Source organism: Tessaracoccus sp. MC1679, from assembly GCF_014164775.1.
Taxonomy (GTDB): Bacteria; Actinomycetota; Actinomycetes; order Propionibacteriales; family Propionibacteriaceae; genus Arachnia.
On sequence record NZ_JACJGB010000008.1, the window covers coordinates 156,798 to 169,446 of the forward strand.

At 67.2% G+C, this 12,649-nt stretch carries 10 protein-coding genes; 6 read left to right on the forward strand and 4 right to left on the reverse strand.

Annotated elements, in window-relative coordinates:
- Positions 1-9: 9 nt before the first annotated feature.
- The 3 genes from H5398_RS14225 to H5398_RS14235 all read left to right on the forward strand — a co-directional run bounded on the left by H5398_RS14225 (position 10) and on the right by H5398_RS14235 (position 3,812).
- On the forward strand, positions 10-1,935 hold the full coding sequence (locus tag H5398_RS14225) for an acyltransferase family protein (RefSeq protein WP_182800464.1): 1,926 nt from the start codon (positions 10-12) through the stop codon (positions 1,933-1,935).
- 75 nt (positions 1,936-2,010) lie between these two features.
- Complete coding sequence (locus H5398_RS14230; protein WP_182800465.1) at positions 2,011-3,048, forward strand: glycosyltransferase; 1,038 nt, start codon at positions 2,011-2,013, stop codon at positions 3,046-3,048.
- Positions 3,045-3,812: a PIG-L deacetylase family protein gene (locus tag H5398_RS14235; protein ID WP_182800466.1), complete on the forward strand. Its 768-nt coding sequence runs from the start codon at positions 3,045-3,047 to the stop codon at positions 3,810-3,812. Before H5398_RS14230 ends, H5398_RS14235 begins: the two co-directional genes overlap by 4 nt.
- Positions 3,813-3,828: 16 nt before the next feature.
- On the opposite strand, the gene H5398_RS17895 is transcribed toward H5398_RS14235, so the two are convergent.
- The 3 genes from H5398_RS17895 to H5398_RS14250 form a co-directional block, all read right to left on the reverse strand.
- A complete protein-coding gene (locus H5398_RS17895; protein WP_182800467.1) occupies positions 3,829-5,025 on the reverse strand; it encodes a glycosyltransferase family 4 protein in 1,197 nt (398 codons plus the stop codon).
- On the reverse strand, positions 5,022-6,068 hold the full coding sequence (locus tag H5398_RS14245; RefSeq protein WP_182800468.1) for a glycosyltransferase: 1,047 nt from the start codon (positions 6,066-6,068) through the stop codon (positions 5,022-5,024). Before H5398_RS14245 ends, H5398_RS17895 begins: the two co-directional genes overlap by 4 nt.
- Before the next feature lie 183 nt (positions 6,069-6,251).
- Positions 6,252-7,283, reverse strand: a complete 1,032-nt coding sequence (locus tag H5398_RS14250; RefSeq protein WP_182800469.1) for a Gfo/Idh/MocA family protein — start codon at positions 7,281-7,283, stop codon at positions 6,252-6,254.
- Positions 7,284-7,427: 144 nt separating this feature from the next.
- On the opposite strand from H5398_RS14250, the gene H5398_RS14255 reads away from it, so the two are divergent.
- Complete coding sequence (locus H5398_RS14255) at positions 7,428-8,150, forward strand: glycosyltransferase family 2 protein (RefSeq protein ID WP_182800470.1); 723 nt, start codon at positions 7,428-7,430, stop codon at positions 8,148-8,150.
- Positions 8,151-8,389: 239 nt separating this feature from the next.
- On the opposite strand, the gene H5398_RS14260 is transcribed toward H5398_RS14255, so the two are convergent.
- Positions 8,390-9,781 (reverse strand): IS1380 family transposase, encoded by a 1,392-nt coding sequence (locus H5398_RS14260; protein ID WP_182800471.1) that lies wholly within the window; start codon positions 9,779-9,781, stop codon positions 8,390-8,392.
- Positions 9,782-9,913: 132 nt separating this feature from the next.
- Between H5398_RS14260 and H5398_RS14265 the strand changes: the two genes are divergently transcribed.
- Both H5398_RS14265 and H5398_RS17900 read left to right on the forward strand, forming a co-directional pair.
- Entirely contained in the window at positions 9,914-10,744 is an 831-nt protein-coding gene (locus H5398_RS14265; protein ID WP_182800472.1) for a glycosyltransferase family A protein, read from the forward strand.
- 65 nt (positions 10,745-10,809) lie between these two features.
- Entirely contained in the window at positions 10,810-12,618 is a 1,809-nt protein-coding gene (locus H5398_RS17900; RefSeq protein WP_182800473.1) for an ABC transporter ATP-binding protein, read from the forward strand.
- Positions 12,619-12,649 lie beyond the last annotated feature (31 nt).

The window sequence follows — 12,649 nt, forward strand, 5'->3', positions numbered from 1 at the left end:
AGGGGAACGATGACCGCACCGAACGCAGAGGCGCCACGGCTCCTGCGCGACGTCCAGGGCCTTCGCGCCGTCGCAGTCCTCTCGGTCATGGCCGCCCACGCAGGGCTGCCCCTCCCCGGCGGGTTCGTCGGCGTCGACATCTTCTTCGTCATCTCCGGGTTCATCATCACCCTCATGCTGCTTCGGGAGCACGCCACCCACGGCCGCATCCGCTTCGGGCGCTTCTACGTGCGGCGCTTGAAGCGACTCGGCCCGGCGCTCGCCGTCACGTCGATCGCGACCGTCATCCTGGCGTTCCTCTTCCTCTCCCCCTTGGGTCCGCAGGAGACGACGTATCAGACCGCGTTGGGCGCGACTTTCGGCATCGCCAACGCCGTCATCGCCTTCAACACCGGCGACTACTTCGGCGCAGCCGCCGAGAAGAACGCTCTGCTGCACACGTGGTCGCTCTCGGTGGAGGAACAGTTCTACCTGGCGTTGCCCGCGGCGACGGCGGCGCTGCTGTGGGCCTCCACCCGGCTCAAGCGGCCGATCGCGAAAGCGCTCCCCTTTGCGGGGCTGGCCGCTTTGGCGCTCCTCTCCCTGTACGCCATCCGACTGGGCACCGCGTTCCCGTTCGGCTACTACGGGCCCCTCCCCCGCGCGTGGGAGTTCCTGGCCGGATGCCTCCTGGCCCTGCTCGTGGGTCTGGTGCGCCACGTGCCGCAGCTGCTGCTCACCGTCGCCGGGCTGGCTGGCGCGGCGATGCTGGCGGTGAGCTTCGTCGCGATCACGCCCGAGACTCCGTTCCCGGGGAGGTGGACGCTCCTCCCAGTTGCCGGCACCGTGCTCCTGCTGGCGGCGGGACGGCGCGGCTCAACCGTGCTGTCGCGGGGGCTGGCAAGCCCGCCGATGGTCGCGGTCGGCGACTGGTCCTACTCCCTCTACCTGTGGCACTGGCCCCTGATCGTCGTCGCGAAGGCGGTGTGGCCGTTCACCCAAACCGCCCCCGTTCTCGCCGCGGCGGCAGCCTTCCTGCCCGCCTACCTGACCTACCGCTACGTGGAGCAGCCCTTCAGGGCGCTGCACGTCGACGGCGCCCGCGCCGTCGCGGCGACGGCGACCAGGATTCTGCTGCCACCCGCGGCGACCGCGTTGGCCGCCTGGCTCGCGGTGACGCAGATCGTGCTCCCCGCGATGGCTCCCGGCGGACCCATGGCGTCGAGGTTCAACTCGGTCGCGCAGGCCGACGTCGAGCATGAGCTTCAGCCCTGCCGGGACGAGGCGATGGCGCAACTCAGCAACGGCCTCTGCGGGACGACGCTCCCAGGTGAGGCCCAACTTCTGCTGATCGGCGACTCCCATGCCGAACACCTCATCCCGGGGTTCCGCGAGCTCTTCCCCGACCTGAACTTCGAGGTGATCACGGTGCGCTCCCCCAAGCCGTTCGGCTCGCTCGACGGCGTGGCCCGGCTGCTGGCGTACGTCGAGCAGAACCCGAACCTGTCGACGGTGATCTACAGCCGGCAGCTCGGCCGCGACGGCGGGGGCCTGTCCGCGGCAGAGGAACAGGGCATGCGGGCCGCGGTCGATGGCCTGGCCAACCTGGGGCGGAAGGTGTTCGTGCTCGACGACAACCCCACGTGGCCGATGGACATGTCCAGCTGCACCCACCGCCACTCGCTGGCCCTGCCCGGGCAGATCTGTGAGTGGGATGCGTCCTACTTCGCGTCGGGCTTCGAGGCCCGGACGGCGGACCTTCACCGTGTGCTCGACGGCACGGGCGCCGAGGTCGTCTCGATCCACGGCGCCTTCTGCGACGAGTCGGTGTGCAGGCGTGCGACCGACACCACCCAGCTGTACTCGGACTCCGACCACATCACGACGGCGGGCGCGACGACGGCGCTCACCTACGCCTTGGAGAACAATCCAATGCTCGCCGACGCCCTGCGCTAGCGCGACCGCCCCCAGCTCTCGATCCCGGCCGGCCCATCGACTACGCTCACAGGTAGCAATCCCGGGGGGGCAACCATGAGACGAGCGCTGGTGCTCACGACCGGCCGAGCAGCCGACGGCCCGTACGGGATCGACAAGCTGCGAGGCTTCGGTTACGAACTTGTCGACGTTCCCGATGCCCGGGCTCGGCTCCACAGGAAACTCCGGGATGTCGTCGAACACCGAACCCGGCGCCCGCTCGACAAGACGCTCCGGTCGACGCTGAAAGCATGGCGCTCAGATCTTGTGATCGCGTTCCTCGAGAGAGAGGCTCTTGCCGCCTCCTGGCTGAAGCAGCGACGGCTGCCCCCGTGGCGCAGCCTGCCGCTGGTGATGTTCGAGTGTTGGTTGGCGGAGGAACTCCGCCACGCTGACGCCGCGACACGCAGGAACCTCGTCAAGTCGTACGCTGGCGTCGACCTCACCTTCGCCTGGAGCGCGAACCAGCTGGACATCCTCCACGACGCAGGCTTCCATCCCGACCGGCTGGCCTCGGTGCCCTTCGGGTTCGCCCCAGAGAACCACCCCTTCGTGCCGCAGGCAGGGCGGCAGGGCGGGATCGTCGCGATCGGCTTCGACCGGGGTCGCGACTATCCGACCCTGTTCGACGCGGTCGCGGGCACCGACCTGGTGGTCGACCTCTACTGCAAGGAGGTCAACCTTGGCGGGAGGACTCCGCCGCCAGGGGTGAACTTCCGCGGAACGGTGCCGAGCGCGGAGTACGCCCGCCTCATCGCCGACGCGGAGATCGTCGTCATCCCCACAAAGGATCTGGCCTACCCCACCGGCCAGACCGTCGCGATGGAGGCCGCCGGGGCGGGAGCCTGCGTCGTCGTCAGCGGCACCGCGCCAATGCGCGAGTACTTTACCGACTCCGAAGCCCTGCTCTTCGACCCCGGGGACGCGTCGGGGCTCCGCGAGCAGCTCATGCGGGCCCGCGACGACTTCCAGTTGCGCGACTCCCTCGGCCGCGCCGCCGCCGAGCGGATGCGTGGGCAGTTCACGTACACGCAGATGTGGCAGCGCGTGGATCGGGAACTCCGGACGCGCGGCCTCGTGGGCGGGAAGCCATGAACGGGAGCCCGAGGGGTTCCGACCGGGCCCTCTACCTCGTCCCCCACCAGGACGACGAGATGCTCACCCTCGGCGCCGCGATCAAGGCCGACGTCGCGGCGGGGCTCACCGTGGACGTGCTCCTCGTCACCGACGGCAAGGAGGATCCGGCACACACCGGGCCGACCGCGGAGACGCTGGGCCGCGTCCCCGACGTGGAGGAGTTCATCGCCGCCCGGGATCGCGAGTTCGCCGCGGGGGTCCGGCTGCTGGGCGGGAACCCGATCGTTCCTCCAGCAGCGGATCGGCAGCCAGACGGCGGAAGCTCCGTCGCAGGGGTAGTGGCACTGGCCAAGCGGTTCGCAATGCCGGACGGCGCCACCCGACTCAGGGCGACGTCGACGCACGACTACCACCCCGACCACCGCAACTGCGGCGCGGCCATGATGCTCCTCGCGGCCAAGGGCCTGGGAACCGACCCCCGGCTCTTCATCTCCCGCTACAAGAGCGACCTCTGGCAGCGTGGGATGACGCAGATGGGCGCCCACGGCGACCTCACCGAAGACGACCAGCGGCCGTACCGCCGCAAGGCCCCGGAGGACGGCTGGTGGGGCATCGGCTACGACTCGGCGGGAGAGTGGTTCGACTACCTGCTCACCGTCGACGGCGGGTCCTACTGGCACCGCCCGAAGTGGCAGTCAAGGGTCAAGCAGTTGGTCGCCCCATTGGCACGGAAGTCGGGGCTGACCACCGTGGTATGGAGGCTGCGGCACCTGCGACGATGAACGCGAGCGCGGCCGACTAGAGCAGTTCGCGCATCGACTGATGGAACGCCGCCATGCTGTGGAGCTTCGCGACCTCCTCAGCCAGCGCGTCGGCCTCGGCCTGGGCCGCCGCCGGGTCCCTCAGGATCCAGGCAAGGCGATCGGCGAAGGCCGCCGCGGCGCCGGACACTTTCGCCGTGCCCTCCAACCCGCGCACGCCCTCGGCGCCGACGGGGGTCGTCACGATCGGCACGCGGTGGAGGATGGCTTCAACGGTCTTGAACTTCACGCCAGCCCCCAGCTGGAGCGGCACGATCGCGACGGCCGCCGACTCGTACTCGGAGGTGATGCTGGGCACGAAGCCGCTGATCGTGATCGGCTCGTTCCGCAACTGGGCTTGGGCCTCTTCGGCCATGCGCCCGATGAGATGGATGTCGGGCTCGACCCCGGCCCCCTGCACGAGGGGAAGGACCTCGTCGAGGAACCAGCGCAGGCCGGTGAGGTCCTCCTGTCGCCAACTGGCGACCATGATCGTCCGGTTTGGCTCGGGGCGTCGACGCGGCGCCGCCGGCGCGTCGATCGCCGGCGGGACCACCGCAACGCGCGCCCTCCCACGAGGCAGCAGGCCCCGGTCCTTCTCGCTCAGCACCACCGCGACGTCCGACGTCCGCATGATCCAGCGCTCAGCGGCGCGGGCACCAGCGCCGACGAGCGACCACTTGAGCCGTTCGCGCAGGCTTCCGCTCAGCGATCGCTTGCGGTCGACCGACTGCGAAACAACGTCGTGCAGCACCGACACGATCTGGGCCCTCGGGGCAAGCTCCCGGACCGTCCTCGCGTGCCCCGCCATCTCCTGCCATTCCAGCGCCACCACGTCGGCCTCGGCGAGCCACTCCCGGGCCGCCGCGTCGGCGCGCAGGTCCCTCGCCACCGCAGGGTCGGCTACCCCGACGAACGTGCGGCGCACCCGGTTACTCAGGGCCTGACGCCACCGACCCCGGCGCGCCTTGGCCAGGACATGCACCGGGCACAGCGCCTCGTCGAGGTCCTCCCGTGCCGAGCGGCCCTGCAGGAGAATGCACCGCACGTCGAAGCCGGCTTGCCAGTGCCGCACCCGTGCCGACAGATAGTTCTGGCCGGCGTTGCCGGTTTGGGAGCGGGGGGCGGCGTGGCTGAGGACGACGAGTCGGGGGCGCCGCTCGCCCTGCGGGTCGCGGCCGTGGATCGCGGTCACGGCCTGATCGCCCGGCGGATCATCCCGAGGCGCTTGCGCAGCGGCAACCGCTGGGCCCGCCTGGCCAGGTGCGTGGTGTGCTCGATAGTCACGGGCCTGAGGATCCGGGCCGTGTCGCCCAGGGCCTCCTGAACGGCTTGGACGCGCCCAACGAAGCCGTCCCAGCCGTAGTTCTCAGCGGCGAACTCCCTCGCCAACTGCGCCGAAGCGTCGAAAGCCTCGGGATCAGCGTCGAAGCGGTGCAGGAGGTCGCGCAGGGTGCGGGTCGACCCCGTGAGGTCGCTGTCGGGCAGGGCGGTGCAGAACTCGGGGCGCATGAACTCCCGCCCTCCGTCGCCGGGGAAGCCTGCCAGGTACGCGCCGGCCGCCATCGCCTCCAGGCCCGGCAGCCCAAGCCCTTCCTGCACCGCCCCGTGGACGAAGACGGCGCTCTCCCGGAGCGCATCAGCTACTCCTTCCCAGCTCAGACCGTCGATGGGGCGAAACGACCACCGCCGCAGGATCGGATCGCGGCGCATGGCGTTGACAAGCGCTTTCAGCTCGGTTTCGCGTCGCCGTGGCATGAAGCTGAGCACCCTGGGGCGCTGAGATGGCGGCGGAGCCTGCTGGAAGAAGAGCGCGTCCACGTAGAGGCGGAGATGGTGCACCGGCAGGCGGACGTCGATCTCCGCCAGGTAGTCGCGGATGCTCTCGGACGTGGCAACGACGACGGCGGCGTCCGGCCAGCCCGGGTACGGGGCGTCGAGCGCGGGGTAATCCGCGTGGATCCCGATCGTGTAGTAGTGGGCCTGGTTCAACACCACCACGGGGAGGCCGCGCAGTTCCTCACGCGTCTCGGGGGGCGCCACCTCGACGACCCAGAGCCGGTCACCTGCCTCCAGGCGGAGGCTGTTGGCGCACAACGCTTCGGACGAAGCCTGGGAAGCGCTCTGCCAGACCACGGCCTCGTGGCCGAGTTGTCGCAGCGCGCGCGCGATCCCGTACATCACCTTGACCCCACCGGTCGCCGCAGCCCGGTCGGGGGCCATCAGGTAGGTCGTCATCGTGCCCCCCCTCCTCGGCGCCAACGCACTCAGACCGAGTCGGCGTTCTACTGGATCGTACGTGATCCGCAGTCGGTGGAGGCGGCGCACAACTCGCCGGTCCTGCTGTCGACTCGCCCTGGCACCAACGTATCGGTTCCGGTTAGCCTTGTCGCCCGAAGAACTCCACCAATGGTTCGGAGGTCAGACCTCGATGGTGCGCCCCTCGTCGGCGCTGCGGCGGGCAGCATCGAGCACCCGCAGGACCGCGACCCCCTGCTCCCACGGTACCGGACCCGGGCCGCCCTGCTCGACGGCGGCAGCGAACTCGTCGTAGAGGTTCGAGTAGTCGCCCCGCTCCGACGGCACCCTCTCCGGCTGCTGGCCGGCAATGGAGAGCGTGCCCCAGCGCGACTCGACCTCCAGGCCCCACTCGTCGCGGCGCCCGACGGGGCGCTCGCCCCGCTTGATGGCCTCGGTCTGCACGTCGCTGAAGTCGGAGGTGTAAGACCCGAGCGTGCCGTGGAGACGCAGTTCCTTGGAGACGAGCGCGTTGACCTTGCTGGCCGAGACGTGCGAGTGGCGCCCGCCGACATGCGCGATGTTGATCACAAACCCACTGTCTGTGCGCCCAGCGGGTAGCTCGAAGTAGTCGAGGTATGCGGTGACGGAGACCGCGGGTCCCATGAGGGTCAGCGCTTGGTCGACGAGGTGGCTGCCGAGGTCTCGGAGCAGGCCGCCGGTCGGCCCGGCCTCCAGGGTGCCCGGCTCGTCGAGGTCGAACCTCAGATCCAGCCGGGTCAACTCCCCCAAGCGGCCGGTGGCGACAACCGCCCGCGCCGTCACGATGTCGGTGTCGTAGCGCCGGTTGTGGAATACATTGAGCATGCGCCGCGCCTCCCGCGCGGCGTCTACCAACTCCTGCGCCGCTGCGGCCGACGGCCCGAACGGCTTGTCCGCCAGGACGCTGACGCCACGTCCCAAGGCCTCGAGCACCAGGTCGCGGCGCGTCTCGGGTGGGGTGGAGATCGTCACGGCGTCGACCCCTGCGTCGATCAGTTCGCCGAGCGAGGCGTACGCGGGCACCGCCGGGTGGTCCTCGGCCAACTGCCGCACCCGCTCGGGGCTGCGCACGACGACGCCGACCAACTCGGCCGCGTCGGAAGCCCGAATGTAGGGCGCGTGGAAGAGCCGACCACCGTCGCCGTACCCCACCAAACCGATCCGAATGGCCATATGATGCTCCTCAGCTCAAGGCACCTTCGCCTCGCTTGTCCTGACATTAGCCTAGCGGCGGCAGCCAAGTTCCGGAGCAGCACACTAGCTGTGACCCATCCCAGCGCCCGAGCATAGAAGAACGTGACCGGTACCCTATCCGGCATGACCGAAACCAAGGGGCGGTTCTCCGTCGTCATTCCGACGATGCAGAGAGCTAGTCAGCTGTGGCCGCTTGTTGAACAGTGCTCGGGCCACCCGTTGGTGCATGAGGTGCTCGTTGTAAACAACTCCCGCGACCCCTTGTCCTGGGATCTGCCCAACGTTCGCGTGCTCCAGCAGGAGCGGAACATCTTCGTGAATCCCGCCTGGAACCTCGGCGTCCGAACTGCGCAGGGGGAGTTCCTCGCAATCCTCAACGATGACATTCTGCCCTTGGAAGACCTACTGGGCGAAGTCTCTCGGGCACTCCGTTGGAAGCGCCTCGTCGGGCTGGTCGGGCTCCATTCCTCCTGTTTCCGAGCCTCGGATGCGAGCACGAAGTGGTGGCGGCCCGCCTACGAGAGGACCGATGGCTACGGAGTGGCGATGTTCTTGCGACGCGTGGATTACGTCCCCATCCCAGATGACATGAAGGTCTGGTACGGCGACGATTGGCTCATGTCAAGGCAGCGTAAGCGGAACTGGGTGCTCGGCGGCTTTCCGGTGGAAACAGAAATGTCGGCGACTTCCTCATCACCCGTCTTTGACCAGATCAAGGCTTCCGACGAGGAAGCCTGGCACAGGCATGGCCCAGGGGTCAATGACTCACTGTTCGCGCTGGAACGGCGCGCCGTTGCCCCACTGAAGGGGCTGCGGGCTCGTATCCGCGCCCGGTTCTCCTTGTGACATCTCCCCCACATTCCAGGAGGATGTTGCTGCCGCAGGTCGAGCAGGAAGGTCATGAAATGTTTCTCGCTTAGCCTCGATATTTCATGACGGCCCTGTGTGGGGCTGGTCGGCGCCGGTGGCGTCGAGGTTGTTCTGATTCTTGCAGGTGGGTGCGACAAGACCCCGCGTGACGTCTGCGGTGCGGGTTTCCAGGCCGAGAGCTGCCAGATTCAGAGGGACATGTGGAGGACATAGGGTCAGGTGGCTGGTGCCGGGAGGTTTCGGAGTCGGCTGATGCTGTCGATGATCAGCTCGGCCCAGCGGGATCGGTCGCTGAAGTGGACGACGGTGCGGCGGGCTCTTCTGGCGAGGGTCGCGGGGATGGTGTAGAGCCGGTAGCGGAGCCGTTTCGGTTCCCAGCGGCGGGCTTCATGACCGGCCAGGGCCAGCATCGCGCTCCAGGCCTGCAACTCGGAGGCCAGGGCGACGATCTGGCACCAGATCCGATTCTGGTCGAACCCGTGCAACGGGAGGTTGGCCAGGCCTGTGTCTTTCGCGATCCGGATCCGGTCTTCGCAGCGGGCGCGGCGACGATGCCGCAACTCCAGCTGCTGCAGGGTGCCGAGGGTGGTGTTGGTCGCGAAGGCGGTGAGCCGGTAGCCGTCGACGTCGTCGAACCGCAGCTGAGCGCCGGGGTGGGGCCGTTCGCGGCGGACGATCACCCGCATCCCGGCAGGCCAACCGTCGAGATCCAGCAGTCCGGTGAAGTCAGCAAGATCGGCCCCCTCGCGAGCCTCGCCATCGCTGTTGAGGGCCGGCACCCAAACCCACTCAGGGACCAGGTGGTAGAAGTCGGGGGTGTCCATGGGGAGGGTGAACCCGACCGAGTACGCCACCCTGCGCCCGGTCAGCCACTTGGTGAACTCCTTCGTGCCGCCGGCCCCGTCCGCGCGGACCAGGACCCTGCGTCCCGGGCGAGGGTCGCGGTCGGGGAGCTGCGCGAGAGCCTGCTTGGTGACGGTGATGTGATCGGTCGCGGTGTTCGAACCGGCGTTCCCGGGGCGTAGGTGGACCACCAACGCTTCGCCGGTGCCCTCAGGTCCGTGGTCGGCGAACGCCATCAACGGGTGGAACCCGAACCCTCGCTTGAACGTCGCAGCCGCGCGCTGCTTCTCCGAATGCGCGGTGATCAGCGACGCGTCGAGATCGATCACCACAGGATCCTCGGCAGTCGCCTCATGGTCCGGGGCATGGTGACCCGCCAGGGCCCAGACCGTGGCGCGGGCCTGCTGCCGGGCTCCGGCGATCGCTGTGATGGCCTTGTCCGCGTCCTCGGCCAGGGTCGCGATGAGCCGCGACACGGTCGGATCCGACGCCACCGGGCCGTAGACCCCCGGTTCCGCGCGCAGGGTGGCGAGGTCACTCAACGCTTCACCGCCGAGCACCAGCGACATCGCCAGATCGCAGATGATCTTGCCTGGGTCGTGGACCGCCAACGGTTTCCGCCACCGGGACAGCGCCTCCGACAGGGCCCGGTCCAGGCCGGCCGCGCGGATGGTTTCGGTCAGCAGGATCCCGCCAGCCTGGCCGACCGCGGTCACCTTCGCGGTATCGACATGAACCCTGGGATACGAGCCGGTACTCTTCACCTCGAAGGTGCTCCTCGCTTGTTGAATGATTGTGCTTCGCAAAACACATCATCCCAAGTCAGGGGCACTTTCGCCATCCCAGGCCACTGCAGTCCACCCACCGTCATGAAAGCACGAGGTTAGGATGGCGATATGGGTTCACTGGTGTCGATCGTCATCCCGACGTTCAACGACGATCCAGAGCACCTAGACCAAGCCATCCGTTCGGCCCTCTCGCAGACGTACTCCAACATTGAGGTCCTTGTCATCGACGATGGATCGCCCACGCCTGTCCAACCCCGAGATAACGTGCGGCTCCTGCGGCAGCAGAACGGCGGCGTATCCGCCGCCAGAAACGCTGCCATTGCTGCCGCGCACGGAGACTTCATCCAGCTGCTTGACGGAGATGACTGGCTCGACCCTCAAGCCGTCGAGGAGGGCATGGGCATTCTTGCAGACCCACGAGTCCTCGTTGCTTATCCCAAGTTGGAGTTGTTCGGCACTCGGGGCGGGGCGGTTCCACTTAGAGGCGAAACCACACTTGATCATTTGATGGTCAACACCTCCTTTCCTGGGACAGCGATGTTCCGCACAGCGGCATGGAGGGACGTCGGCGGATACGACGAATCACTGCGCCTCGGGTACGAGGACTGGGAGTTCTGGGTTCGGCTGCTACGAGACGGTGGCATCGCCCGGGAGATGCCAACTGCCCGATTGCACTACCGGATGCGGGACGGCTCGCGGTCGGCACAGGACCCTGTTGCTGCACGATCTGCCACATTGGAAGCCATCCTCCGCAACAACCCGGAACACCTTGGCCAGTTCCTACGAGCCTCTTGGCGCATGATCGGCCAGCAGGAGGCGATGCTCGCCGCGAAGACCGCTCAGCTTGCCGTGTGGGAGCGGAGAACCGCACCCTTCAGGTGGCTCCGCCAACGAGCGCGCGGCCTCGCTCGAAGTCGAGGTTGGCTGCGAGGAAAATAGATCAACTAGTGTCCCGGGACGTACTGATAGCCTAGCTGTCCCCTAGACAGAGACATGGAGCACACGTGCGTGAGATTCGTGAGGTCATCGGTGATCTTCGCCAAGCCTTCACGCTGGTTCCGTGGCGCATGCGCCCCAAGCTCATCGGAATCCTGCTTGGTTCGCTCGCGATCGCTGCCTTCGACCTCGTTGCAGTGGTCCTGACGCTGCCTCTAATGCAGGTGCTCAGCGGCATGACACCAGCAGACTCGCAGGTCTTGAGCATGGTCGCGGGGGTAACGGGAGCTCAGACTCAGCAAGAACTGCTCATAGTGATTCTCGTGGCCGTTGTGATCATGATGCTGATCAAGAACGCGGGGGCCGTCGCCTTCCGGTGGTGGAACCTCGGCGTTGTGGCAAGGGCCTCCGCAGACGCCAGTTATTCAATGCTCTCGCTCTACACCACTTCACCTTGGGCGTCACACCGGCAGCGAAAGCGCGACGATCTGTACCAGACGATGACGGGCTATGTGCCCGGGGCCTTCGGAACGGCAGGCGATGTGATCCTCCTTGCGGTGGACATCTTCTCAGCCGTCGCGGTCATGGTCGCGTTACTGATGGTCTCGCCTAGCGCCACGTTGGTGGCAGTCGTGTTCTTCGGCGGATCCGCATGGGTTCTCCAGGCGCTACTCAAGAGGACGCAGCTCAAGCTCGGGGAAGCGGCTCGAGTTGCCAACGTCAAGAGCTGGGGGTTCCTACACCCTGCGATCGATGGCTTCAAAGAGGCCCGTATTTCGAACGCTAGTGACCAGTTCTCTAGCCAATACGCCTCCACCATGTTTGAAGCGAGCATGGCCGGGCGCAGTGTCGGGGTGCTCGGTGAGGTCCCTCGCGTAGTCCTAGAGATCCTGATGATCCTCGGAATCATGGTCGTGGCGGGCTTCTTGTTTCTCACCTCGACTCAGGAGGCAGCATTCGCATTCCTCGGGGTGTTTGCAGTTGGCGCACTACGGATCGTCCCTGCGCTAAACCGTGCCGTGGCGACCATCGGGCGCATTCGCAGCGCGATCCCTAACCTGCGCGCACTCAGCCACGAAATCACGACTCTACGGGATGAGCCTCGCCCAGAGACCAGCGCATCCGACACGCACACCTTCCCGATGGCTGACATCGTGTTCGACGACGTGACGTTCACGTTCCCCGATGCCTCCGAACCCGTTCTGGACCGGGTTTCGGGCGTGATCCCCAAGGGACACACCGTGGCCCTGGTCGGGGCGAGCGGCGCAGGCAAGACCACGTTCGTCGATCTGCTTCTGGCTCTCTTCACACCTGACCACGGCTCCATGACCGTCGACGGCGTGAGCATCCACGACCACCCAACCGCTTGGTGGGCGCAGCTGGGCATGGTGGCGCAGAGCGTGTTCGCCATGCCGAAAAGCATCCGCGAAAACGTCGCGTTCGGCTTCCCGGAGGACCAGGTCGACGACGACCGTGTCCGACGGGCCCTCCATTTGGCTCAACTCGACGACTTCCTGGCCAGCATGCCCGACGGCATTGACAGCTTGCTCGGACAGCAGGGGCTTCGTCTCTCCGGTGGCCAGCAGCAGCGAATCGGCATCGCGCGCGCGCTGTACCGACAGCCCCAGGTCCTGATACTCGACGAGGCGACGTCTGCCCTCGACAACGAGACAGAATCGCGGATCACGCAGACTCTCAAGGATCTCCATGGCAAGGTGACCATCGTCGTCGTCGCTCACAGGCTCTCAACCGTCAAGCACGCTGACCAGATCCTCTTCTTCTCTGAAGGGAGGATCGCAGCTCGCGGGACGATGGAGGAACTTGTTCAGATCAACGAGGAGTTCGCCAACCTCGTTCGCCTCGGCCAACTGAACTAGGCTTGCCGCCAAATCGACCGAAGAGCGCAGC

Coding starts and splice junctions, on each gene's coding strand:
- H5398_RS14225 (WP_182800464.1), top strand. CDS start 10: ATGACCGCACCGAACGCAGAGGCGCCACGGCTCCTGCGCGACGTCCAG.
- H5398_RS14230 (WP_182800465.1), top strand. CDS start 2,011: ATGAGACGAGCGCTGGTGCTCACGACCGGCCGAGCAGCCGACGGCCCG.
- H5398_RS14235 (WP_182800466.1), top strand. CDS start 3,045: ATGAACGGGAGCCCGAGGGGTTCCGACCGGGCCCTCTACCTCGTCCCC.
- H5398_RS14245 (WP_182800468.1), bottom strand. CDS start 6,068: ATGACGACCTACCTGATGGCCCCCGACCGGGCTGCGGCGACCGGTGGG.
- H5398_RS14250 (WP_182800469.1), bottom strand. CDS start 7,283: ATGGCCATTCGGATCGGTTTGGTGGGGTACGGCGACGGTGGTCGGCTC.
- H5398_RS14255 (WP_182800470.1), top strand. CDS start 7,428: ATGACCGAAACCAAGGGGCGGTTCTCCGTCGTCATTCCGACGATGCAG.
- H5398_RS14265 (WP_182800472.1), top strand. CDS start 9,914: ATGGGTTCACTGGTGTCGATCGTCATCCCGACGTTCAACGACGATCCA.